This is a genomic window from Flavobacterium aquaticum (assembly GCF_003259835.1).
Classification (GTDB): Bacteria; Bacteroidota; Bacteroidia; order Flavobacteriales; family Flavobacteriaceae; genus Flavobacterium; species Flavobacterium aquaticum.
The window spans coordinates 188,482-213,316 of the sequence record NZ_QLMI01000006.1 but is presented as its reverse complement, the minus strand read 5'-3'; the positions used below and the strand labels follow the sequence as shown (position 1 = coordinate 213,316).

Below are 24,835 nucleotides of genomic sequence, written 5' to 3'. Positions count from 1 at the left end.
TTAACAGGAGTAATGTGTAACACTGCTTATAGTGCACAAGTATCAAAATCAGGATACGAGAGTGGTATTTTTGAAGTAAAAAAAGCAGAGAACGAGCAAGTAGTGGTAGAAGCGTTATTAAACCCAATTATGCCAATCATTACAGAGAAAGAAGTGATTTTACAACCTATATACTTTGAGTTCAATAAGAGCAACATTACGGCAGAAGGAGCAGCAGAGTTAGACAAGTTAGTGATGGTAATGAACGAGCATCCAAACATGGTTATCTTCGCAAAATCGCATACTGATAGTAGAGGAAGTGATAAGTACAATATGAACTTATCAGACCGAAGAGCAAAAGCTACAGTTCAATACTTAATTAGTAAAGGAATTGCAAAAGAGAGAATCTCAGGACAAGGATTTGGAGAGAGCGAACCAAAAGTGGCTTGTAAACCATGTACCGAAGAAGAATACGCACAAAACAGAAGAAGTGAATTCTTAATTGTGAAAAAATAATTAGTAAAATAGCTAATGAAAAAAGTCCTCAAATATTTGAGGACTTTTTTATTTTATAAAAGTTTTATCTTATTCGTTGTCAGAAGCGTACCATTCAGCAAAAGAAGTTTCGGTTTCTTGTAGTCTTAATGAATGTAGTTTTATATTTTCGGGTAGAAGATTTTTAATTTTATTAGAAAAATCGATTACCATATTTTCACTGGTAGGTTGATAATCAACTAAAATCACATCATGTCCTCTAGATTTTAACTCATGCGCTAACTCAATATGAGGTGTATTTTTATTGAAAACAGTAGCGTGATCAAAAACATCTACAATTTGTTCTTTTACAATTTTTTTTAAATCGCCAAAGTCAATTACCATTCCATATTTTACATTTGAAGTATCTTTAATAGGTTTGCCAATTACAGTAACAGATAGTTTATAACTATGTCCGTGTACGTTTTTACATTTTCCATCGTAACCGTAAAGCGCATGGCCTGTTTCAAAGTTAAATTGTTTGGTAATTCTAATGTTTGACATGTCTTTTTATTTTAAATTTTGTTCTTTCTTTTTAGCTCTGTAGTAAAGGGTGTATGCAATTACAGCGAGTACAATAAATGGTACAAAAGAACCTATAAGCACTCCAATTTGATATTGACTGTCAGGAGCATCTTTTAATTTTTGCTCTACGTTTACTTGTTGTAAAAAAAGGATTAAACTTCTCATTTTTTAAATTTTTCTAATGCGTTTTTTGTAAAATCTGATAATACTAATCTACCAGAAATAGCAGCTCTTTCATAAAGTAAACTTTCCCAGTGATTTGTTCCTTCCCAAAGTACTTTTTTCATTTCATACAAAGCTTCTTTGTTGTAAGATGAAATTTCGGCAACGTATTGTTCTAGTCTATTATCTAACTCTTCTATTGTTTCAAATACTTCGGTAAATAGTCCTTTTTCAAAAGCCCATTTTGACGTTTTCCAAGCAGTTGGGTTAAGAGTCATTTCTGACATAGGCATTTTTCCAATTTTTCTCGAAACAGCAGGTTCAATTACAAAAGGACCAATTCCGATTGCAATTTCTGAAAGTTTAACATCACTTTTGCTAGTTGCGAATGAATAATCACATGCAGCTGCTAATCCAACTCCACCACCCACAGCTTTTCCATGAATTCTGCCGATAATTAGTTTTGGACATTTTCTCATAGCATTAATTACATTTGCGAATCCAGAAAAAAATCTACTTCCATCTTCATAATTGCTTATAGAAAGTAGCTCGTCAAAAGACGCTCCAGCACAAAATGCACCAGTGCCAGCACTTTTTAAAATAAGTATTGAAACAGTTTCATTTTTGCTTAAAGTGTTTAGTTCATCTGTTAATTCTTGTAATAATGTGCTTGGAAATGAATTACTTGATGGATGATAAAAAGTAATTGTTGCAACGTTGTTATGAATTACAGTTTCAATTGATCCCATTATAAATTATCTTTTTAATGTAAAGTGTGATTTAAATTCTTTTCTTGTATTGTCTTCGTTGTATTCTACTTTAAACCAGTAGTCTGTTGAAGGTAATAATTGTCCGTTAAATGTTCCGTCCCATCCTATTCCTGAAGAGCTCATTTGTTTCATTAATTTGCCATAACGGTCGTATATTGAAATAATTCCGTTATAATCTTCAGGTAAATCAATATTCCATCTGTCATTATAACCATCATTATTAGGTGTAAAATAGTTTGGATAAGTAATAGTTTTAATAGTATTTGTTAGTAATAAGCCACAACCCAGAATATCTCTAACATAAATTGTATAAGATCCATTTGGTAAATTATCAAAAATTGGACTTGGCTGCCAATCGATTCCGTTTATACTGTATTCATACACTCCAAAACCTCCAATTGCTGTTGCTTGAATGGAAGTTAAACCAGTAGAAAAAGCAGGTGTTAATAATTCAGCACTAACACTTGCAGGTTCAGAAGAGAAAGTAGTTTCAACTGAATCTGTAAAACTACAAGAAGTATCTAAATTAGTAACTTCAACGGTATAAATTCCTGGAGCATTTATGTTGTAAAAAGGAGAATTTCCATTAGGGTTAGCCGGTGTCCAAACATACGAATAGTTGCCTGAAGTAGCTGGCGTGGCATCAATAGTTTGTGACCCTTGTCCTGTAACGGGATCAATACAAATTACAAAATTGTCACCCAATTCTGTATCAGGTAAAGGATTCACAATTAATTCTAAAAAAGGACCTAGTCCCGCGCATTCATACAAATTACTTTCAATTCGAACCCAAATAAGTTGGTTGTTTGGAATTGTATTTCTAAAATTTGTAATATCTAGGATTGCGTTTTGTTCAGTTTCAGCATCAGCCTGATTTAAATAATATGTAAAATTATAAGATTGACCTGTAGGGAATTGATTCGTTAAAACAGGTTCTATTTCGGTTAAATTAAAATATCCAATTCCATCTCCATTAGGATCTGTAACACTTAAATAATCATCACAAATATCATCAATTGTGTATCTATATGATTGAGGAACTGTTGTTGCCGACACAACTAAATTAACTCTTGAAGTTCTAAAACAGCCATTAGCATTTGTAATTCTTGCCCATACAAAACTTCCGTTTGAAGCAATAAATGCAATTTCATTTGAAACTAAATCGTTATTATTTTCAGCACCAGCTAAAGTGTTGTGATATGTAAAAGTTAGTCCAGTATCTGTAGAAATTAATACATTTGCTTGTGTTAAATTAAATGTTGTAGTGGCATCAGAATCAGTGTCGCATTGTTTCAAAGTTACATTTGAATTTACAACAGGTTTAGGAAAAACAATTAAGTTAAAGCTGGCAGTAAAATAGCAACCATTTGTTGTGTTTGTTAATCTTACATGTATAGTTCTGTTTCCAGAATAAATAGAATTTATACTACTACTTCCTGCAATTGCATCATTTATATCAGTGTGATAGCTAATCGTATATCCAGAAATAAGATTTAAAATTTCGGTATTTTTTTGAGTCAAATCAAAAGTAACTAATCCATTAGTGTCATTTCCATCAAGGTTATTATCACAAAGACCAAAATTAGAAATTATTGGAGCAGTTGGAATAGGATTGTTGGTTACAGTAATACTTGCAGAAACTTCTGGACATCCGCCATTAGCAGTTATAGTGTAAGTATAAACTCCCGATACATCAACCGCAGGATTATAAATACTCGTTCCTGATGCCAATGCTGGAGACCAAGTTCCGCCAGTTGTTATACTACTTCCTAATAGCGAAAATAAATCGATTGGATTTGCATTTACACAAGTCGAATAATTACTACTAGTTCCAATATTAGGAGCCTGAGTTATTGTAACGTTTACTTTTACAGGAATTGTTGAAAGCGCAGCATTACAATCTTTTGTAAAAGTATAAGTGTATTCGCCAGGGATGTTAATTGCTGGATCAAAAACATCATTATTTAAAGGAACTCCTCCAGCTGGAACTATCCAATTTCCGTTTTCACCAGGATTTCCAATAATGGCCTCAAAAAGATTAACAGTCGTATTTGAACAAACCGCAACATCCGTATCTTCTGGATTACTTCCAAAACCCGAATAATATCCTGCAAAGCCTGCAACATCATTGAAATAACCAAAAACACCAACCGCTAAAGGACCTGTTGATTGAATATTGACATTCCCATTTACACCTGCTATTCTGTAAGTAACCCAATCTGTATTGCCCTGAACGGTTTGTGCTCCTGTATTTGAAATGGTAGTTCCATTTAGAGTAATTGTTGCAGATGCGTAGGTTAAGACCATTAAATCTGCATCGTAAGAAATTCCTCCAATTCTATTCACATCTGGAATGTTTACTGAATTTTGAAAAAAACAACTCAAAGGTGGAATAAAATTTAATCCCGCAGTAGCAGTATCATTTCCACCACCTAGTAATTGATATGCATAGACGTTCTTAGATGTTTTTACATAAATGTTTCTATTGATAGTTCCTTGATAGAAAAAATTGTCAATTAAGAAATAATCACCTGCATTTATAATAGCATTTGGTGTTAAAGAGCCGTTAATATATATTTCTGTATTATCTTCATTTGCAACAATTAAGGGCAATTCCATTGTAGGAAGCCCATTTCCTTCTATAAAAATGTATTCGTCTCCAATTTGAGAAGCGGATACAATCTGATCTAAAGCAAAATCAGCTCTAGTGTTTAGAATTCCCCCAAGTGCATTTCCAGAGTTTACAGCAACAGGCTTGTTCGAAGAAATCAATGCTCCAATAGCGCCATCTAAATTTTCTAAAGTATCGCTGTAACCTGTGAAAATAATACTTTCCCCAGCATTTAATAAGAAACTTTGGGAAGCAGCATTTATAAAACCTGTACTTGTGGTAAAAATTACATTTGGATCATAATCAGACAAAGTAATATTGGTGTTGTCTTCTGTTGCCATTACACTTGTAACAAATGATTTTCGTGGATCAAAGCTTTCATTTATGATATGTCCTAATCTAAAACTTGTTCCTATTCCTGGTCTTCCTTTGGAAACCAACATTTCTGCATGGTTTTGCGATCTAACTCTGAAACTCACGTAAAAATCTTTCGATCCTTCTAGTATAATTCCTTTATCGGTTAAGACAATATTTACATTTTCTTGTCCAACAAACATTTTTGTGTTTTGTCCGCTGCCTAGATTAATTGTTACAGGTGTTGCACTAGAAATATTATAGGTGCCTAAACCAATTGGATTATCTGCACCGTCTTTTACTGTAACTTGAAAAGGTGTTGTTTCTTGTGTAGAAAGGTATAAATAATGATCGCCTACCGAAGATGCATCTCTGCAATGCAATGGCGGTATCCAATGTTTGCTGCTAAGTTGAGAATGACAAACATTAGAAAACAGAAGCAATATGTATAAAATTCTTAGAAACATAGTTCTTTTTGGAGATAGCTTGTAAAATTAAGCAGAAATGTAGAATTAATCTAAATATTAACTAAAAAAACGCTCTTAATTGGATATTTCCTGTATGAATCGTTTTACTAGTTTCGCTATTTCTTCCTTGATAATTAATATTAACATCTAGATATTGGGTCAAATTTTTCTGTAAAAGTAATCGCCACGTTTGATTTTTTCCAGGTTGTAAGCCTTCTAACATTTGAAAACCTACTGCTGATAAAGCATTTCCATCATACGAATTGTTATACATTGAAAATTCACCATTCATGCTAAATCCTTTTTCGCTATTGAAGGTAAATGAGGTTCCTAAACGAGTTTGTTTTAAGGTTTCAAAAGCACCAATTTTGTTTTCCTTTTGTTGAAATTCGTAAAAAATATCCCAACTCGCATTTTTGGAAAACAAATAGCCGATTTTTGGTTCTACTTGATAACTTTCAATCTCAAAATTTCGATTTGGATAATTCTCAGAAGTAGATTCCGTTGAAGTACTGCTTCCCGAAAAATTAAACAACCAACTTTTCTTTACCAAATGCTGATATTGCAACTGATGCGATTGATTTTTAGCTGCAACACTTCCCACAGAAAGCAAATTTTGAGTTTCGTTAATTAAAAAGGAATATGTGGTGGAATGATATTGTTTTCCACGATTAAAAAACAAACTATTTCTAAAATTCGTGTTCAAACCAATCAACTCATCATCGTTTTTTGAAAACGGATTCAACTCGAAATTAGAACCATCTCTTCGAATTCTACGTTCTATTAAAAACGAAGTTTGATTGTAAAAATGTGATGCAAATTTCTTAAAACCAGTCTCATTTTGCCATTGATTAAAATTCAAATTCAACGCTTGCGAAAATTTATTCTGATGCGTTCGAACAAAAACCTGATTCGGTAAAAATACCCGAACGTAAATCGCTAAATCAGAATACGGAGCAATTTCAAACTCCTGCAATTCCTGAATTCCATTACTATTATAATCGTTCCACATGTAAACGCCTTGTCCAGGTTCTACTTGTAAATAGGTGAATTCTTGTTGTGCGATCGTTCCTGAACTGGTTTCATAAGCCGTTGTAGTTTGAATTAATTGTCCAAAAAACCGATCCGAATACAAAATTCGTGAATTCAAAGAAGGTTCGTCTTTTAAGTTTGAATCTTCATATTTCAAAGTACGATAATTCAAAAACACGCTCAAATTGCTTTTTTCGGTTTTAATTAATTGCGATTTTAAGTAATACGAATTCGAATGATTTACACGTTCAATTCGGTTGTTTTGCAAACTATCATTCTGACGTTGTAAAAATCCTAATTCCACGAAAACCTTCGTCGAATCGCCTCTTCCTACAAAAGCGCCATATTCTAAAAAACGTTGGCTTAACGCCGAAAATGTATTGGTTGCTTTCAGTTTTTCCGAATTATTTTCCAAATTCACCGTGGCACCAACCCAATTTTTACCCAATTTATACGACGATCGATTTTCGCTTCGAGAAAAAGACGAATTTGAAAGTTCGGAATCACTTTTCATTACACTCGAATTGCTCCAAATCATCCAATTTTTGGTAGCATATTTTCCTGAAAAAGTATGTTTATTTCCCGAAAATGCATCACCAAAAGCTAAGTTTTCAAACTGATAAAGCGCTTTTCCTTTGTTGTCGAAATTAAAATCCAATCCTGAAGTCAAAAAACTTTGATTGCCTAACAAAGCAGAAGTAATGTTCCAATCTCTGTTAAATTCGATGTTGTACAAACGTTCAATTGTTTTGAAATTTTCTTGCACCAATTGATAATTCGCAAAGGCATCAATTTTGGTTTTTCCATCAAAAACACGTTGTTTTCCGTTGAATTTTCCAGCAAAACCTTTATTGTTATTGTCGTCTAAATTCGAATATAAATTTTGGTCGCTGTTGCTCAATGCTACTTCAAAATCTAAAAGCGTTTTCTCGCTTGGATTGTATTTCCCTAAAATCGTTGCCATTTGAATTTTTGTAGGCGCAATCAAACGAATAATTGGTTCATAATTTCCTTGCGGAATTCCTGCAATTGGAGCAACATATTCATAAATTTTTCCAACGGCTTGATTGTTGACCAAAACATAATTTCCTTGATTGTTTCCCACCAATGAAAATCGCACATTATACAATTCGTCATCAAGATTATTGGAATATTCAAAAACTTCTACAGCACCAATAATCACTTTTCTGTATAGGATTTTATTTTCGGAATACGTGTCTAAATAGGCTGAAGGTCCGTTCATTTGTGAAATATCATCACCAGCGTTTTGCAAAATATCAATTTGTTCCGAAGATAAATTTTGTTGCAACGGCTGATTTTTTACATCGCTTTCCGAATACACATAACCGCCAATTTGCCAATTTTCTCGCTCGTGTGAAATGCCGCCATAAGTAATAAATCGAGTAAAATTTCTATCGGTGTATTGATATTCTACATTGATTCGCATTTCGGAAGTAATTGGAAATAAAGAGGTGAAAATGATTTCTCCAGCGTTGTAATCGATGATATAATCGTTGTTTTCTCCTCGGGTTTTCAAAATTCCGTTCACATAAACGCGTTCCGAACCTGAAATTACTAAAACATACAATTCGTTATTGTTGCCACGCAATTTATACGGACCCTGATTTCCTTCTTGTCCAACGAACGAACTTCGGGCATATTGTCCACGAACCAAAGCACCAGAAGCAATGACTTCGGTTTTTTTATCAGGCGTTCCAAAGGTAAAACGTGTAGATAATCCTTGTACTTTTTTATTAAAATTCAAAAAAGCTGATTTTCGATTTTCCAGAAATAAATCTCCAGCTCGAATGTTCCATTTATCCGAAAATAATTCGATGAAAATTTGGTCAAATTCATCCAATTTTTGCGAATAACCACCTTCTTGTAATGGAATATTACTGTCTTGAATAGATGCACGCAAACTCACTTTATCTGAGATTTTACCTGTGATTTGCAAATCTAAATTGGAATTAACTACCGTATTTTGATTGTTTCCAACAGTAACGCCACGCGTGATACTTCCCGAAGTATTCAATCCGTCGAAAGGTTTGAATTTGGTGTTTTTGTCTTTTTTGAAAACGACTAATTTCCCCGCTTCGTTGGAGACCACTTTGTCGTCATCATAAATAGAATACGTTTTGGTTAAAAACTCTGGAAATTTAGAATAGCGAACTACTAAAGAATCAGAAGTGTTGATTTCTTTTGTGAAAACCAAAGTTCCTTTTTGGAAATTTACTCTGTAAAAACTGGTGTCGATGACTTTTCCATTTTTGTCTTTAATTTCAAAAAAGGAATTATTTAAACTGAATTTTTCAATTGAAATCGTATCTTTTGAAAACGCAATTTTTTTAGTTGGATAGGATTGTAATGTCTCCTGAGCAAAACCGCTCAAAAAACACATCAGAAATCCCGCTAAAAAAACAATTTTTTGCATAAATACTATAACTCCGAATCTTCAAAAGTAGTATTTATTGTTGGAAAGTTTATTATTTCAATCTTTTTGACCAATCAATTGGGGAACGAGAAGTGTGAAAAACACCAATTACAATAATTTTATCAAGATTTATCAAATAATGAACTCCATAAGGAAACCGCTTGATAAATCTAACTTTTACGTTTTTGTATCTAACTTGAAAAAGTTCAGGATTTCTAAAAATTTGGCTAACGCTTTCTTCTAAACAAAGTTCAAAATCATAAGATAAGCCTTCTCGTTGTTCTTCGTACCAAATGGCAATCTGTTCAATATCGAGAAGCGCTTCTTTTGAAAATATAAGTTTATGCATTTCTACTTTTTTTCAACGTATTTTTAACGTCTTCCCAAGTGTAAAATTCAGTTTTGTCTTCTTCTACCAATGAAATTCTTCGATCTAATTCTTGTTTCATTGCATCAGTCAACTCTAATTTTTCTTTCGAAACACTTTCCCAAAGTTCTTCTGCTAAAAGAATTTTTTCGGCATTGGTATATTTATCTAAATCTTTGATTTTCATGATTTAACTTTTTTAAAGTTAGGAAATTTATTTTAACTATTGTAAACAGAAACTATCTCATTATAAATATAATAACTAAATGCTTTGTCTTTATTCAGAAAGCGTTTTAAATACGATTTATTATTTCTCTTGTTCAAATAATAAACATTGTAAATAAAGAAACTTTTTTCAATTATCCAACCTTGGTCTACTTTTTTATCTTCACAAAACAACAACCAATCATTATGTATACAATGATTTTTAATCAAATAATCGTATACAAGTGATTCAGAAAAACCATCAAAATAATATTCTTTAACCAAATTGTAAACAGAAACATTTGGATTTGAAATTAATTCTTTCGGAATATTTAATAATTTTTCTAAACTCAATTTTTACACTTTTTAGAATTGGCACATCGCCTAATTGACACATTAAACTACTCTTTCGTAATCACTTGCATCGTTTCTCTCGAAATCTGGCGTAACAATACTGTTTTGTTCGTTTCGACTACTTTTGCAGCGCTTTCATCAAAGTGTCTGATTGTGTATAGCGATACATTTTCGTTATACGAAACTTTGAATTTTTTTGCCAATACTTTTCGCAATTCTTCAAAGGTGTTGTACTTATCTTCAATACAAACCGAGAAACTAATTGCCGTATTTTGAATTAAATTCACTTTGATTTTGTATTTCGAAAATAAACCAAAAATCTCACTGATGTGATTTTCCATGATAAAATCGAAATCAATAGACGATAACGATAATAACAATTGGTTTTTCTTAACGATAAAACAAGATGTTTTCGGTTCTAAATCCAAACCTCTTGAAATTCGTGTTCCTGCTAATGTTGGATTGATAAACGATTTTACAAACAACGGGATTTCCTTTTTCTGTAAAGGTTGTAATGTTTTTGGGTGAATAACTGAAGCTCCGTAAAACGCTAATTCGATTGCTTCTCTGTAGGATATTTGGTTCAACAAAACCGCATTTTCAAAATATCTTGGATCGGCATTTAAAACCCCTGGAACGTCTTTCCAAATGGTAACACTTTCCGCACCTAAACAATACGCAAAAATCGCAGCGGTATAATCCGAGCCTTCGCGACCTAAAGTAGTGGTAAAATTATTCTCATCCGAACCTAAAAATCCTTGTGTAATATTTAAAGTTTTCTTTTTAACGCCTTTTGAAATTAGTTTTTGAGTAGTTTCCCAATCTACTTGCGCATCACGGTAATTGTTATCAGTTTTAATTAAGGGGCGAACATCAATCCAATTGTTTTTTAAGCCACAATAATTGAAATAATGACTCACAATTGTAGTAGAAACTAATTCTCCAATGCTTACCACTTGATCGTAAACAAAGCTATAATTTGGTGACTTGTTGCTACGAATGAAATATTCTAAATCATCAAAATGCGCGTTGACATCAAAAAACACATCGTGCTCTTCGTCTTCAAATAAGTCTAATAAAATTTGGTTATGGTACTTACGAACTTCTTGAAGCGATGCGTGTAACTCCTTCGATTTGTCAAAGTAATTTTTGATTACGACTTCCAAAGCATTCGTGGTTTTTCCCATAGCAGAAATTACCAACAAAACATCTTCGTGTCCTACTGTGTTTAAAACATGTAATACATTTTTTACGCCTTCGGCATCTTTAACCGATGCACCTCCAAATTTGAATATTTTCATCTTAAAAGTTAGTTGTGTTTGTATTAGGAACACAGATTATAGAAATTTCTAAAATTTTTAAAATCTGTTTTCCAAAAATGATTTATTCGTTTAAAAAATTAGTAATTCCGTTTTCATTCATATGCACCACACGCCAATCGCCTAAAACTTTAGCGCCCGATTTTTCATAGAAATCGATGGCTGGTGTATTCCAATCCAGAACGTTCCATTCGATTCGACGGACATTTTCGGTTTTTCCTTGTTTGATGATTTCTTTGTAAAGCGCAAATCCGGCACCTGTTCCGCGTTTGTTTTCTTTTACAATTAAATCTTCTAAATGAATGGTTTTTCCTTTCCAAGTCGAATAACGATAATAGTACAAAGCCATTCCGATAATTTGCTTCGCCTGTTCGCTCTCGCTCGGGTCGTTTTCAACTTCGGCAACAAAGCATTGAAAAAGTGGATTTTCTGAAAAACCATCACGAATTAAATCGGCAACAGTAACGACAACTGCATCAGGTTCTTTTTCAAAAGTAGCTAATTCTTGAATCAATTCTAAAACAGAAGGCATGTCGTTTTTTGTGGCTTTTCTGATAATCATTTTTCGTAATTTTTTACAAAAGTAAAATTAACTTAAACATCTTTTCAAATAATTTATATGATTTCACAAAAAACACGATATTTGTGCCTTAAACACAACTACATCGTTTTCGAAATGGAAGAAAGAAATAGAACGTTAGGCGAATTCATTATTGAACATCAAAATTCGTTTCAGTACTCAACAGGAGAATTATCTCGTATTATTAACTCCATTCGTTTGGCAGCTAAAGTAGTAAACTATAAGGTAAACAAAGCCGGATTAGTGGATATTGTTGGTGCAGCTGGAGAACAAAACATTCAAGGAGAAGACCAACAAAAATTAGACGTTTACGCGAATGAAGTTTTTATTCAAACTTTAATTAATCGTGAAATTGTATGCGGAATTGGTTCGGAAGAAAATGATGATTTTATCACTGTGGCAGGTTCGGATAATTCACACAATAACAAATATGTCGTTTTGATGGATCCGTTGGATGGATCTTCTAATATTGATGTGAATGTTTCGGTAGGAACAATTTTCTCAGTTTTCAGAAGAATTACACCAGTTGGAACTCCAGTAACTATTGAAGATTTCTTGCAACCAGGAGTAAATCAAGTAGCGGCAGGTTATGTAATTTATGGAACTTCAACGATGTTGGTTTACACAACAGGTCATGGCGTAAACGGATTTACATTGAATCCAGCTATCGGAACGTTTTATTTGTCACATCCTGATATGAAATATTCGGAAGACGGAAAAATTTACTCGATTAATGAAGGAAATTATGTTCATTTTCCACAAGGAGTGAAAGATTACATCAAATATTGTCAGTTAGAGGAAGGCGACAGGCCTTATACTTCAAGATATATTGGAAGTTTAGTTTCTGATTTTCACAGAAACATGATTAAAGGCGGAATTTATTTATATCCAACTAGTTCAAAAGCGCCAAACGGAAAATTACGTTTGTTATACGAATGCAATCCAATGGCATTCATTGCTGAACAAGCAGGTGGTAAAGCTTCTGACGGTTACAAAAGAATCATGGAAATTCAACCAACTGAGTTACACCAACGCGTTCCGTTCTTCTGCGGAAGTAAAAATATGGTAGAAAAAGCAGAAGAGTTTATGGCGAAAGCGAAGTAATTCTTTTAAATAATAAAAATAAAAAAAGCACAAACTCATTAGAATTTGTGCTTTTGTATTTTAAACAGATTGAATTATCTGTTCATGTGTTGCATTTCATAAGTAAATGTGTCTAAATCCACATTCATATCTACTAATTTTAACGCTTTATCTACGATATAACCTACGTTTCCAGCTGTAAATCCTAAAGCTAAAGCAAAACGTGTTAATAAATCTTGTTGTTTTTCACCTAAAATATGATCAGCATACACCATTCTTGCTAAATCGTATAAACGCTCTAAACGGTGCGTGTGCATTAATGGTGGATTAACAGGATATTTTAAAGGGTTTTCTAAAATTTCTTCATATTCTGCTTGAGAAATTTCTAATTTGATAGCTAATTTATCTAAGAATTGTTTCTCTTCTGGAGAAATACTTCCATCAGACATTGCTACTCTTACAATTGCTGAAAAGTGACCTTTGTTTCTATTTCTAAAACCGCTATCGAATAAATCTGAAATTGACATGTTGTTTGTTTTTTATATTAAAGCAAAATTACACAAAAAATCCATTTTTTTACAACAATTTCACATGCTTTTGTGATACAGAATTTGTTTTGATTTAAAAATAAATCGTAAGTTTGAAAATCCCCAAACAAATTGTAGTTATGTCAGAATTTTGGATGTATTTTAATATTGGTCTTAAACATGTGTTAGATATTAACGCTTACGACCACGTTTTGTTTTTAATGGCTTTGGTAATTCCGTATGCCTTTAAAGATTGGAAAAATGTTTTTGTTTTAGTGTCGCTTTTTACCATCGGACACACCTTAGCTTTGCTATTATCGGTTTATGGAGTGGTTCAAATTCAAGCCAGTTTGGTTGAGTTTTTAATTCCAATTACCATTTTAATAACTGCCGTTTTTCATCTTTTTACAGCTGGAAAATCGTCGAAAAATGAAAGTATCACCTTTGTTGCAATCGTAACATTATTTTTCGGAATCATTCACGGACTAGGTTTTTCGAATTACTTCAAAACTATTTTACCAGGAAATGCTTCGGATAAATTATTGCCACTTTTAGAATTCGCATTAGGAATTGAAGCTGCGCAAATTATCGTAGTTGTAGTGTTTTTAATAATTTCCTATATCGTGCAAACTTTTTTCCGTTTTTCAAAAAGAGATTGGGCTTTAGTTATGTCAGCATTTATAATTGGCGTAGTTTTGCCAATGATTATTGAAAGCGAAATTTGGAACCGATAATGAAGAAAGAAAAAAGAGAAAAATACGATAAAGCTTATTTACGAATTGCCAAAGAATGGGGCAATTTATCCTATTGCCAACGAAAAAAAGTTGGGGCGATTATCGTGAAAGATAAAATGATTATTTCCGATGGGTACAATGGAACACCATCAGGATTTGAAAATTGTTGCGAAGATGAAGATAATGTGACCAAATGGTACGTACTTCACGCCGAAGCGAATGCCATTTTAAAAGTCGCGCGTTCTACACAATCGTGCGAAGATGCAACGTTGTATATTACACTTTCACCCTGCAAAGATTGTAGTAAATTAATTCATCAATCGGGAATCAAAAGAGTGGTGTATCATCAAGAATACAAAGATACTTCAGGTGTTGATTTCTTAAGAAAAGCAGGTGTTGAGGTCGAATTAATTGAAGATTTGAGATAAAATGAGAATGAACAAAGTATATTTTCCAATAGTAATCGCAGTAGCTGTTGCGGTGGGTTTGTTATTGGGAAGTAAACTCAATCCTTCTACAGAAACAGCTTTCTTAAACCGAAATGCCAATAAAAATAAGCTCAACAAACTCATCGATTTCATCGAAAAAGAATACGTTGATAGTTTAAATACCGATTCGATAGTAGATTTAACCGTAAACGGAATTCTTGAAAAACTCGATCCCCATTCGGTTTATATTCCTAAAAGTCAATTAGAAGCAGTCGAACAAGAAATGCGTGGTGATTTTGTTGGTATTGGTGTGAATTTCTACATGTATAACGATTCGGTTACCATTATAAAACCCATTGCAAACGGACCTTCGGAAAAAGCAGGTTTGAAGGCAGGGGACCGAATTCTTTTCGCTGATAAATTGCAGTTGTATAACAAAAAATTAGAAACCGATACATTGTTTTCCATCTTAAAAGGCGAACAAGGTTCTAATGTAAAATTAACCGTTTACAGAAAATCTGAAAAAAAGAAATTCGCCGTAAACGTTACTCGTGATGTTATTCCAATCAAAAGTGTAGATGTTTCACAAATGGTGGATAAAACTACGGGTTACATCAAAATCAATCGCTTTGCTGAGAAAACTTACGACGAATTTTTATCGGGTTTAACCCAATTAAAAAAAGAAGGCGCAAAACATATTATTATTGATTTACGTGATAATGGTGGTGGTTATTTGGAATCAGCCGTTGCAATTGCAGATGAATTCTTGAAAAACAAAGAATTAATCGTTAAAACAAAAAATAAAAAAGATAAAATCGAAAGCACTTTAGCCACTGAAAAAGGGATTTTTGAAACGGGTAAAGTCAGTATCTTAATAAACGAAAACAGTGCTTCGGCAAGTGAAATTTTAGCAGGAGCGATTCAGGATAACGACAGAGGTTTGGTTTACGGAAGACGTTCCTTCGGAAAAGGATTAGTACAACGCGAAATGCCATTAGGCGACGGTTCGGCAGTACGATTAACCATTGCTAGATATTACACACCATCTGGCCGTTCGATTCAAAAACCTTACGAGGATAAAGGTGAAAACTATTTTAATGAATTCGATAAACGCTTCGAAAGTGGTGAATTGTACGAAAAAGATAAAGCCAAAATAGCCGACAGTTTAAAATTCAAAACCAAGAAAGGTCGCATCGTTTATGGTGGTGGCGGAATTATGCCTGATATTTTTGTTCCGCTAGAAGATTCGCACGGAGCAGAAGGTTTAACTATGTTGATGCAATCGGGATTAGTGAATTACTTTGTGTTTGAACAATTGGATCAAAACCGCAAAAAGTTTGACAAAATTTCGATGGAAAGTTTGGAAAAAGAATTACGTTCTGGAAATTATTTCAATGATTTCAAGACTTACATGGCAAAAGGCGGTTTGCTTTTTAATTTAGATACTCAGAAAGAAAAAGTATTATTCTATCTTCAAGCTGAATTTGTACGCCAACTTTTTAATGAAAACGCCTATTACCAATTGATTTTAAAGAAAGACAATATGGTTAATAAGGTGTTGAGTAAGTAAAATGTATTTAAAATGAGTAGAATGGATAAATTATTTGATTTACCGATTTATAAAAAAGCCGAATTAATTTTAGATTTGGTAAACAGTCTTTTAAATACCATTAGTGAAGAAGATGAGTATTTGAATGCCACAAAATATATGATGCGAGATGATGCTGCGATAATTTGTGCTAAAATTGCGGGTGCTGAAGGCGGAGATATATATAGCATCCGAATGCAAAATGCGGCAATCATCAGAGATCATGCGATGCATTTATATGTTCAAGTAGGAAGTTTACGATTTCACGATTCTTTTAGAGATACCGATTATGTTACGTTGATTAGAAAAGAAATCGACGAATTCAGAGAATTGTTTATCAATTGGGTAGCTAGTTTTGACAAGAGTAATTATTATTGGGACGAATGGGAATTGTTTAATCCGCTGGGAGCTATTCCGCCAGACCCTAATGAATATCAAGATCCAATCAATTGGGATGATTTTTTAGAAGGAATGAATTTCGATGATGAAGAAGATGATTCAGAAGAATAAAAAGCTATTTCCCCAAAGCATCATGTACTTGCACAGGATTTCCGTTATTCCACAAAGTTAAAATATCGGTTGCTACTGAAGCACCACTTCCGGCTGCTATACTTAGCTGACTTCTGTGTCCGGCTAAAACTCCAGCTACATAAATACCTTCGGTAACCAAGTGGTCGTTGTTTTTTAACTGAATTCTGTTTTTCTCGGGAGCGGCTTTTTGATGTGGCATTACAAACGATTCCAAGCCTTCAATCGTAAAAGGATTTCCAGCACCAATAGCAATCACTACAATTTTAGCTTGGAGCGAAGATTTGTTCGTAGTAACTATGAAATTTCCAGCTTCACCTGAAATAGCAAGTACTTTTTCACCATGAATTTGTTGAACATGTGGATAAGAGTTGGTCAAATGTTCCAAACTTTCTTCCAATAATTCACTGCCTAATTTTCCTGCGGGAATTCCGTAAGCGTTATTAAAAATGGCATTTTGTAGTGAAGACGCTTTTTGGTGCGCAACAATCGCAATCTTTTTACCCATTGCAAACGGTTTGTTTTGGGCAGAACCCAAAATCAATGCACACGAAACGCCTGAAACTCCAGCGCCAATAATTAAAACGTCAACCATTAATGTTTAGTTTTTTCTTCGATCATTTTCGAAAAACGCAATAATACTAATAATAGAATTGCGCAAATTCCAGCTACAACACCAATAATAGCAATCGTGCTATTTCCTTCAAACGGATTGCTGTAATCAATTTGAAAAAGATTAAAAACAATTAAAGCTAAAGCAATGGCAACCGCCACATAAGTAAATATTTTCATTTCAATAAATTTCTAAATAAATAATCCTTTAACATTTGCGGCGAACAATTTTACAGCAATCGCCAATAAAATAACGCCAAATATTTTACGAATCACGCCTAATCCATTAACTCCTAACAAGCGTTCGATTTTTCCTGACGATTTCAATACGCCATAAACAACCACTACATTGATAACAATTGCAATAATAATATTAATCTTGTCATAAGCAGCTCGAAGTGATAAAATAGTCGTCATGGTTCCAGCTCCAGCAATTAAAGGAAACGCAATCGGAACTATCGAAGCCGTACTCGGATTGTCTTCTTTGTATAATCGAATGCCTAAAATCATCTCTAAGGCAAGGAAAAATAACACAAACGAACCGGCAACTGCAAACGAATTTGCATCAATACCAATTAATTTTAGAATTTCTTCACCTACAAATAAAAAGGCAATCATAATCACAGCCGCAACAATAGTCGGTTTTTCTGATTGAATATGGCCCATTTTACTGCGTAAATCCACAATAATTGGAATACTTCCCACAATATCAATCACAGCAAATAAAATCATGCTGATCGTAAAAATGTCTTTCCAATTGATTCCTAATTCCATAAAACGCTGAATATTTGTGCAAATATAAGGATATTGAATAAAGAACGTTTCTAATTTAACGATACATTATCAATTGCAAGAAAAATCAAGAACAAGAGCAAGTTCAAGTAATGTGTAGATTTAAACGCAAAGTCGCAAAGTTTTACGCAAAGTTCGCCAAGAAGAAAGTGAAATGTCTCGCTGTATCTCTATATCAACACAATAAAAATCAAAAATGCTCGGTGTAACTCTGTGCAAATTTAAACGCAAAGAGCGCCAATATAAACTAAAACGTTTCGGTGTATCTCTTTTCAACACAATCAAAATCGTAAAATCTCGGTGTAGCTCTGTGAAAAAATTATAGCTATTTCTAAAATCTGTGTTCCAAACTTCTAAAGTCTTATTTCCAAATTCTGAATTCAAAATCGTATCTTTGCACTTTAAAATAAACCCAATATGTTTCAGTTAAATAAAACCATCGTTTCCGAAGAAATCTTAGAAAAAGAATTCGTTTGCAATTTGTCAGCTTGTAAAGGTGCTTGTTGTGTGGATGGCGATGCGGGTGCTCCTTTAGATGAGGAAGAAACCAAAATTTTAGCTGAAATTTTTCCAAAAGTAAAACCCTTTCTTCGTCCTGAAGGAATAAAAGCCATTGAAGAACAAGGAACGCACGTGGTTTCAGATTTTGGGGAATTAGAAACACCACTTATCGATGGAAAAGACTGTGCTTATGTAATTTTCGACGGAAAAACGGCACTTTGTGGAATCGAGCAAGCCTACAATCAAGGGATTGTAGATTGGAAAAAACCAGTTTCTTGTCATTTGTATCCTATCCGAATTAAAGAATATTCAGATTTCGCAGCGGTAAATTACCACAAATGGCATATTTGCGATGACGCCTGTTCGTTAGGACAAGAATTAGGAGTTCCAGTGTACCAATTTGTGAAAGAAGCACTAGTTAGAAAATTCGGACAACAATGGTTTGACGAATTAGACAAAGTAGCTAAAGAGTTGAAAAAATAATCCGATTTTTATCGATTAAAAACACTCGTGAGTCGCTTATTTTTCAGTTGCTTACAAGGTTTTAACACTTGTTTTATTTGTTTTTAACTTATTGATTTTCAATATTTTAAAAACCTATATTAAATTACTGACAATTTTCAGCTTTGTTAAAAACTTGCTTCAATTGTGAATAAGTTTGACTTTCATTTCTCGTTTCAAATGACAAACTTTGTAATCCCCAAATAAGTCAATTTAACCAATCATTAACATTTTTAAAATCAAATAGCTATGTCTATAGTGGAACCTATTTTGCAAGAAAATAAAGATCGATTTGTAATCTTTCCTATCAAACATCAAGATATATGGGAGTGGTACAAAAAACAAGAAGCGTGTATTTGGACAGCAGAAGAAATAGATTTACATACCGATTTAAATGATTGGAATAATAAATTAAATGATGATGAAAAATATTTCATCAAACATATTTTAGCATTCTTCGCGGCTTCTGACGGAATTGTAAATGAAAACTTAGCGGAAAATTTCGTTAACGAAGTGCAATATCCTGAAGCAAAATTCTTCTACGGTTTTCAAATCATGATGGAAAACATTCACAGCGAAACCTATTCGTTGTTGATTGATACGTATGTGAAAGACGAAGCAGAGAAAAATCAGTTATTCCATGCAATTGAAGTATTTCCAGCTATCAAAGAAAAAGCGCAATGGGCTTTAAAATGGATTGAATCAGATTCGTTTGCAGAACGTTTAATTGCTTTCGCAGCAGTGGAAGGAATTTTCTTCTCAGGTTCGTTCTGTTCGATTTACTGGTTAAAAAAACGTGGATTAATGCCAGGATTAACCTTCTCAAACGAATTAATTTCTCGTGATGAAGGAATGCATTGTGATTTTGCTGTTCACTTACACACGCATCACATCGTAAACAAAGTGCCAAAAGCAAGAATTACGGAAATTATCGTTGATGCATTAAACATCGAAAGAAAATTTATTACAGAGTCGCTTCCAGTAAGTTTAATTGGAATGAATGCTACTTTAATGACGCAATATTTAGAATTCGTAACCGATAGATTATTGGTAGAATTAGGCTGTGATAGAGTGTATAATTCTTCAAATCCATTCGATTTTATGGATATGATTTCGTTACAAGGAAAAACGAATTTCTTCGAAAAACGTGTTGCTGAATATCAAAAAGCGGGTGTAATGAATTCGGATTCTGAATCAAGTAAAATTAGCTTCGACGCTGATTTCTAAAAATAAATAAAATATAGAGCGCTATAAAATGTCGGGAGACTCGCGCTTTAGTTCAATAAATACTAACCGAAAGCAGGGAAGGGATTGTCTGTTTTCAAAAAACTAAAAACTTATGTATGTAGTAAAAAGAGATGGCCATAAGGAGCCAGTAATGTTTGACAAAATCACGGACAGAATTAAAAAATTATGTTATGGATTAAATGACATGGTAGACGCTGTGAAAGTGGCAATGCGCGTAATTGAAGGATTATACGATGGAGTTACCACTTCTGAATTAGACAATTTAGCAGCAGAAACCGCGGCTTCCATGACGGTAACGCATCCAGATTATGCCCAACTAGCGGCTCGTATTGCAATTTCTAACCTACATAAAAATACTAACAAATCATTCTCGGAAACGATGAGTGAAATGTACCACTATGTAAATCCAAGAACGAATCAAGCAGCGCCTTTGATTTCAGATGAGGTTTATGAAGTAATTAAAGCCAATGCAGAATTTTTAAATTCTCACATCATATACAACCGTGATTTCAATTACGATTACTTTGGTTTCAAAACCTTAGAACGTTCGTATTTATTAAGAATTAACGGAAAAATCGTGGAGCGTCCACAGCACATGTTAATGCGTGTAGCGGTTGGAATCCATTTGAATGATATGGAAGCAGTAATTGAAACTTACGAATTAATGTCGAAAAAGTTCTTTACACACGCTACACCAACATTATTCAATGCAGGAACACCAAAACCTCAAATGTCATCTTGTTTCTTATTAACCATGAAGGATGATAGTATTGACGGAATTTACGATACCTTAAAACAAACAGCAAAGATTTCGCAATCAGCGGGAGGAATTGGTTTAGCTATTCACAATGTACGCGCAACAGGTTCATACATTCGTGGAACTAACGGAACTTCAAACGGAATTGTTCCGATGTTACGTGTTTTCAATGATACCGCTCGTTACGTAGATCAAGGTGGAGGAAAACGTAAAGGAAGTTTCGCTATTTATTTAGAAACTTGGCATGCGGATATTTTCGAATTCCTAGATTTGAAAAAGAACACAGGTAAAGAAGAAATGCGTGCAAGAGATTTATTCTTCGCAATGTGGACTTCTGACTTATTCATGAAACGTGTAGAAGAAGATTCAACTTGGACGTTAATGTGTCCAAACGAATGTCCAGGTTTAGACGAAGTGTATGGTGAAGAGTTTGAAGCTTTATATATTTCATACGAAGCACAAGGAAAAGGTAGAAAAACCATCAAAGCGCGTGAACTTTGGGAAAAAATTCTTGAATCTCAAATCGAAACAGGAACGCCTTATATGTTGTACAAAGATGCAGCGAACAGAAAATCGAACCAAAAGAATTTGGGAACGATTCGTTCGTCTAACTTATGTACTGAAATTATGGAGTACACTTCTCCAGATGAAATTGCAGTATGTAACTTGGCGTCTATTTCGTTACCAATGTTTGTTGAAAACGGAACATTCAATCACGAATTATTATTCAATGTAACAAAACGCGTTACTAGAAACTTAAATAAAGTAATCGACAGAAATTACTATCCGGTTTTAGAAGCTGAAAACTCAAACATGCGCCACCGTCCGGTAGGATTAGGAGTGCAAGGTTTGGCGGATGCTTTCATCATGATGAGAATGCCTTTTACAAGCGATGAAGCCAAAAAATTAAACCAAGAAATTTTCGAAACCTTATATTTCGCAGCTGTAACCGCTTCTATGGAAATGGCTAAAGAAGAAGGACCATATTCGTCTTACGAAGGTTCGCCAATTTCTAAAGGAGAATTCCAACACAACCTTTGGGGCTTAAAAGACGAAGAACTTTCAGGTCGTTGGGATTGGGTAAGTTTAAGAAAAGAAGTGATGGCAAACGGAGTGAGAAACTCATTGTTAGTAGCGCCAATGCCAACCGCTTCAACATCTCAAATTTTAGGAAATAACGAAGCTTTTGAACCTTACACTTCTAATATTTACACAAGAAGAGTACTTTCGGGAGAATTCATCGTGGTAAACAAACACTTATTGAACGATTTAGTAGAAAGAGGTTTGTGGAACGAAACATTGAAGCAAGAAATCATGCGTCACAATGGTTCGGTACAACATATTGAAAGAATTCCTGCGGATTTAAAAGAATTGTACAAAACCGTTTGGGAAATGTCGATGAAAGATATTATCGATATGTCGCGTCAAAGAGGCTATTTTATTGACCAATCGCAATCGTTGAACTTGTTTATGCAAGATGCGAATTATGCAAAATTAACGTCAATGCATTTCTACGCTTGGAAATCAGGTTTAAAAACAGGAATGTACTACTTAAGAACAAAAGCTGCGGTGGATGCAATTAAGTTTACTTTAAATAACGATAAAGTTGCCGCTCCAATTGAAGTTAAAGAACAACATGTTGAAGTGAAAAAAGTAGAAGCTATCGCAGTTTTAGAAGAACCAGCAGAAATGACGGCTGAAGAATACAGAGCAATGATTGAAATGGCAAGAAATGCAGGTCCAGAAGATTGTGAAATGTGTGGTTCTTAATCTGAAATAGATAAAATATATAAACAAAAAGGCTTCTTAAATGAAGCCTTTTGTAAGTATGTAAATAAAAAAAGACCTCTTAAAAAGAAGTCTTTGATTAAAATTTTAATTATTGATAATAGAATTGAAGTTCTATTCAATAGCCAAAATATTTTGTTTTTCGCGATTCAAATATAATCATTTTTGGTAAAAAAAGGACTTCAGCATTGTTAAATTTTAAATTTTCAATCATGAGGCCAAATTTGGATAATGATGGTGATTACATTTTTAGAAAATGTATCACTACGAGAAATGGTAGAAGAATTTGCAAGACAGATGGTACTTGTTTTAGAATTCCTATCAAGAAGAATAAGTAGTTTCTTCTAAGATTTAAAACAGTCGTCAATAGGCGGCTGTTTTTGTTTTAAATAATTACAATCCAATTCGTACATTTGAAAAAAATACAATTATGTCAAAAGATAAAAAAGGGGTTTACACTGGAATCATAGAAAAAGACGCAGATGGGAATTATTTCTGTGGTGAATATTTATTGGATTACCAATACACAGAGAAAAACTTCAAAGTAGGAGACGAAATCAATATCAAATCGGTCATCGTAAATCCGAGTGATAAAAGTTATAATCAATATCCTAAAAAATCGAGAAATTTCTTCTTGGCTAACGAAAAAGAGTAATTCTAAAATCCGCAATCTTCAATCCAGAATCTTATGATGCAGTGGGAACAATTGTTGTCTTTAAAAAGACAAGGCGACACCAGTAAACGTTTACGAAAAGAGCAAGACGACACCCGTTTAGGCTTTGAAGTCGATTATGACCGAATTATATTTTCTGCCGCTTTCAGAAGTCTGCAAGATAAAACGCAAGTCATTCCACTTTCGAAAACTGATTTCGTTCACAACCGACTAACGCATAGTTTGGAGGTTTCTGTTGTTGGACGTTCTTTGGGGCGTTTAGTTGGGAAGCAAATCATTGCAAAATATCCGCATTTGCAAGAAGTTCATGGCTATCAAGCTAATGATTTTGGTGCAATTGTGGCTGCTGCAGCGTTATCACATGATATTGGAAATCCACCATTTGGACATTCAGGAGAAAAAGCGATTGGAGAATATTTCAAAACCGGAAATGGATTGCAATACAAAGATCAATTAACCGAAAAACAATGGCAAGATTTAATCGATTTTGAAGGAAATGCCAACGGATTTTCAGTTTTAGCGGCTTCTCGTGAAGGAATTGAAGGCGGTTTGCGTATTTCGTATGCGACTTTGGGTGCTTTTATGAAATATCCGAAGGAAAGTTTGCCTAAAAAACCAACATCTAAAATTTGCGATAAAAAATATGGTTTCTTCCAGCAAGACAAAGCTTTTTTTGCTGAGGTTGCTAATGAGTTAGGATTAATTTCAAATAAATCTGGAAATAATATTGGTTTTGAGCGTCATCCGTTAGCCTATTTAGTAGAAGCTGCTGACGATATTTGTTACACCATCATCGATTTTGAAGACGGAATTAACTTAGGTTGGATTTCGGAAGAATACGCGTTAGAATATCTAATCAAATTGGTTAAAAACGGAATCGATACCAAAAAATACAACGAATTACTTACTAAAGAAGACAGAATTAGTTATTTGCGAGCATTAGCCATTGGAAGTTTAATCAATGATGCTGTAGCAGTTTTTATGGAAAACGAACAAGCTATTTTGGCAGGAGAATTTCCATTTGCCTTGATGGATAAAAGTCAGTACAAAGCCCAAATGAATGACATCATCCAAATCAGTATAAAAAACGTATATCAAAGTAAAGAAGTAATTCAGAAGGAAGTAATGGGTTACAAAATCATCAACAGTTTGTTAGATAGTTTTTGTACTGCTTATAATAAAAAAGTAAACGGAACGGCTTCTAATTATGATGAGCTTCTATTAAAATTGTTACCAGAACGTTTTCAATTTCAAAAAGACAGTCTGTACGACAGATTGTTACATATTTGTCACTTTGTTTCGTTGTTAACTGATGGGAAGGCTTTAGAATTATATAAGACAATTCAGGCAAATAAAAGTTAAAACACAAAATAAGTGGTAAAA

Annotated in this window: 26 protein-coding genes; 12 read left to right on the top strand and 14 right to left on the bottom strand. The window is 33.6% G+C overall.

What is annotated here, in order from left to right; translation table 11 throughout:
- On the top strand, nt 1-495 hold a 495-nt coding region (locus B0I03_RS10800; protein ID WP_146603292.1), incomplete at its 5' end, for an OmpA family protein.
- A gap of 69 nt (nt 496-564) precedes the next feature.
- Here B0I03_RS10800 and B0I03_RS10795 read toward each other — a convergent pair.
- The 10 genes from B0I03_RS10795 to B0I03_RS10750 all read right to left on the bottom strand — a co-directional run bounded on the left by B0I03_RS10795 (nt 565) and on the right by B0I03_RS10750 (nt 11,674).
- Nucleotides 565-1,017, bottom strand: a complete 453-nt coding sequence (locus B0I03_RS10795) for a 6-pyruvoyl trahydropterin synthase family protein (RefSeq protein WP_111567447.1) — start codon at nt 1,015-1,017, stop codon at nt 565-567.
- Between the two features lie 6 nt (nt 1,018-1,023).
- The gene (locus B0I03_RS10790) at nt 1,024-1,203 is read right to left on the bottom strand and encodes a hypothetical protein (RefSeq protein ID WP_111567446.1); all 180 of its coding nucleotides are present in this window, start codon (nt 1,201-1,203) and stop codon (nt 1,024-1,026) included.
- Nucleotides 1,200-1,949, bottom strand: coding sequence for an enoyl-CoA hydratase/isomerase family protein (locus tag B0I03_RS10785; RefSeq protein ID WP_111567445.1), 750 nt, complete (start codon nt 1,947-1,949; stop codon nt 1,200-1,202). The genes B0I03_RS10790 and B0I03_RS10785 overlap by 4 nt, the downstream gene beginning before the upstream one ends.
- 6 nt (nt 1,950-1,955) lie before the next feature.
- Entirely contained in the window at nt 1,956-5,402 is a 3,447-nt protein-coding gene (locus B0I03_RS10780) for a T9SS type B sorting domain-containing protein (protein WP_111567444.1), read from the bottom strand.
- Between the two features lie 61 nt (nt 5,403-5,463).
- Nucleotides 5,464-8,868: a hypothetical protein gene (locus tag B0I03_RS10775; RefSeq protein ID WP_111567443.1), complete on the bottom strand. Its 3,405-nt coding sequence runs from the start codon at nt 8,866-8,868 to the stop codon at nt 5,464-5,466.
- A 52-nt stretch (nt 8,869-8,920) separates the two neighbouring features.
- On the bottom strand, nt 8,921-9,217 hold the full coding sequence (locus tag B0I03_RS10770) for a type II toxin-antitoxin system RelE/ParE family toxin (RefSeq protein ID WP_111567442.1): 297 nt from the start codon (nt 9,215-9,217) through the stop codon (nt 8,921-8,923).
- Nucleotides 9,210-9,422, bottom strand: coding sequence for an addiction module protein (locus tag B0I03_RS10765; RefSeq protein WP_111567441.1), 213 nt, complete (start codon nt 9,420-9,422; stop codon nt 9,210-9,212). The genes B0I03_RS10770 and B0I03_RS10765 overlap by 8 nt, the downstream gene beginning before the upstream one ends.
- 32 nt (nt 9,423-9,454) lie before the next feature.
- Nucleotides 9,455-9,793, bottom strand: coding sequence for a hypothetical protein (locus B0I03_RS10760; RefSeq protein ID WP_111567440.1), 339 nt, complete (start codon nt 9,791-9,793; stop codon nt 9,455-9,457).
- Nucleotides 9,794-9,840: 47 nt separating this feature from the next.
- Nucleotides 9,841-11,094: an aspartate kinase gene (locus tag B0I03_RS10755; protein ID WP_111567439.1), complete on the bottom strand. Its 1,254-nt coding sequence runs from the start codon at nt 11,092-11,094 to the stop codon at nt 9,841-9,843.
- A gap of 82 nt (nt 11,095-11,176) precedes the next feature.
- The gene (locus B0I03_RS10750) at nt 11,177-11,674 is read right to left on the bottom strand and encodes a GNAT family N-acetyltransferase (protein ID WP_111567438.1); all 498 of its coding nucleotides are present in this window, start codon (nt 11,672-11,674) and stop codon (nt 11,177-11,179) included.
- Between the two features lie 114 nt (nt 11,675-11,788).
- Between B0I03_RS10750 and fbp the strand changes: the two genes are divergently transcribed.
- Nucleotides 11,789-12,796 (top strand): class 1 fructose-bisphosphatase, encoded by a 1,008-nt coding sequence (gene fbp, locus B0I03_RS10745; protein ID WP_111567437.1) that lies wholly within the window; start codon nt 11,789-11,791, stop codon nt 12,794-12,796.
- A 74-nt stretch (nt 12,797-12,870) separates the two neighbouring features.
- Here fbp and B0I03_RS10740 read toward each other — a convergent pair whose 3' ends face one another.
- Nucleotides 12,871-13,302, bottom strand: a complete 432-nt coding sequence (locus B0I03_RS10740) for a tellurite resistance TerB family protein (protein ID WP_111567436.1) — start codon at nt 13,300-13,302, stop codon at nt 12,871-12,873.
- A 140-nt stretch (nt 13,303-13,442) separates the two neighbouring features.
- Here B0I03_RS10740 and B0I03_RS10735 point away from each other — a divergent pair, with 140 nt between their 5' ends.
- Genes B0I03_RS10735 through B0I03_RS10720 form a run of 4 tightly spaced genes read left to right on the top strand, consistent with a single transcriptional unit; the run spans nt 13,443 to nt 16,562 of the window.
- On the top strand, nt 13,443-14,036 hold the full coding sequence (locus B0I03_RS10735; protein WP_111567435.1) for a HupE/UreJ family protein: 594 nt from the start codon (nt 13,443-13,445) through the stop codon (nt 14,034-14,036).
- Nucleotides 14,036-14,464: a deoxycytidylate deaminase gene (locus tag B0I03_RS10730; protein ID WP_111567434.1), complete on the top strand. Its 429-nt coding sequence runs from the start codon at nt 14,036-14,038 to the stop codon at nt 14,462-14,464. Before B0I03_RS10735 ends, B0I03_RS10730 begins: the two co-directional genes overlap by 1 nt.
- Before the next feature lies 1 nt (nt 14,465).
- Nucleotides 14,466-16,034, top strand: coding sequence for a S41 family peptidase (locus tag B0I03_RS10725; protein ID WP_181452384.1), 1,569 nt, complete (start codon nt 14,466-14,468; stop codon nt 16,032-16,034).
- Nucleotides 16,035-16,055: 21 nt separating this feature from the next.
- Nucleotides 16,056-16,562 (top strand): hypothetical protein, encoded by a 507-nt coding sequence (locus B0I03_RS10720; protein WP_181452383.1) that lies wholly within the window; start codon nt 16,056-16,058, stop codon nt 16,560-16,562.
- A gap of 4 nt (nt 16,563-16,566) precedes the next feature.
- Here the strand turns inward: B0I03_RS10720 and B0I03_RS10715 are convergent, their stop codons facing one another.
- The 3 genes from B0I03_RS10715 to B0I03_RS10705 are packed head-to-tail and all read right to left on the bottom strand — an operon-like array spanning nt 16,567 to nt 17,966.
- Complete coding sequence (locus B0I03_RS10715) at nt 16,567-17,175, bottom strand: FAD-dependent oxidoreductase (protein ID WP_111567433.1); 609 nt, start codon at nt 17,173-17,175, stop codon at nt 16,567-16,569.
- Entirely contained in the window at nt 17,175-17,372 is a 198-nt protein-coding gene (locus B0I03_RS10710; protein WP_111567432.1) for a hypothetical protein, read from the bottom strand. The genes B0I03_RS10715 and B0I03_RS10710 overlap by 1 nt, the downstream gene beginning before the upstream one ends.
- Before the next feature lie 12 nt (nt 17,373-17,384).
- Nucleotides 17,385-17,966 carry a MarC family protein gene (locus B0I03_RS10705; protein WP_111567431.1) on the bottom strand — a complete coding sequence of 194 codons (582 nt, stop codon included), beginning with the start codon at nt 17,964-17,966 and terminating at the stop codon, nt 17,385-17,387.
- A 435-nt stretch (nt 17,967-18,401) separates the two neighbouring features.
- Between B0I03_RS10705 and B0I03_RS10700 the strand changes: the two genes are divergently transcribed.
- The 6 genes from B0I03_RS10700 to dgt all read left to right on the top strand — a co-directional run bounded on the left by B0I03_RS10700 (nt 18,402) and on the right by dgt (nt 24,814).
- Nucleotides 18,402-18,968: a DUF3109 family protein gene (locus B0I03_RS10700; protein ID WP_111567430.1), complete on the top strand. Its 567-nt coding sequence runs from the start codon at nt 18,402-18,404 to the stop codon at nt 18,966-18,968.
- A 267-nt stretch (nt 18,969-19,235) separates the two neighbouring features.
- A complete protein-coding gene (locus B0I03_RS10695) occupies nt 19,236-20,213 on the top strand; it encodes a ribonucleotide-diphosphate reductase subunit beta (RefSeq protein ID WP_111567429.1) in 978 nt (325 codons plus the stop codon).
- Nucleotides 20,214-20,325: 112 nt separating this feature from the next.
- On the top strand, nt 20,326-22,761 hold the full coding sequence (locus B0I03_RS10690) for a ribonucleoside-diphosphate reductase subunit alpha (RefSeq protein ID WP_111567428.1): 2,436 nt from the start codon (nt 20,326-20,328) through the stop codon (nt 22,759-22,761).
- A 230-nt stretch (nt 22,762-22,991) separates the two neighbouring features.
- Entirely contained in the window at nt 22,992-23,117 is a 126-nt protein-coding gene (locus B0I03_RS13310; protein WP_262510484.1) for a hypothetical protein, read from the top strand.
- Between the two features lie 92 nt (nt 23,118-23,209).
- Nucleotides 23,210-23,434 (top strand): hypothetical protein, encoded by a 225-nt coding sequence (locus B0I03_RS10685; protein ID WP_026725983.1) that lies wholly within the window; start codon nt 23,210-23,212, stop codon nt 23,432-23,434.
- A gap of 36 nt (nt 23,435-23,470) precedes the next feature.
- Nucleotides 23,471-24,814 carry a dGTP triphosphohydrolase gene (dgt, locus tag B0I03_RS10680; protein WP_111567427.1) on the top strand — a complete coding sequence of 448 codons (1,344 nt, stop codon included), beginning with the start codon at nt 23,471-23,473 and terminating at the stop codon, nt 24,812-24,814.
- Nucleotides 24,815-24,835 lie beyond the last annotated feature (21 nt).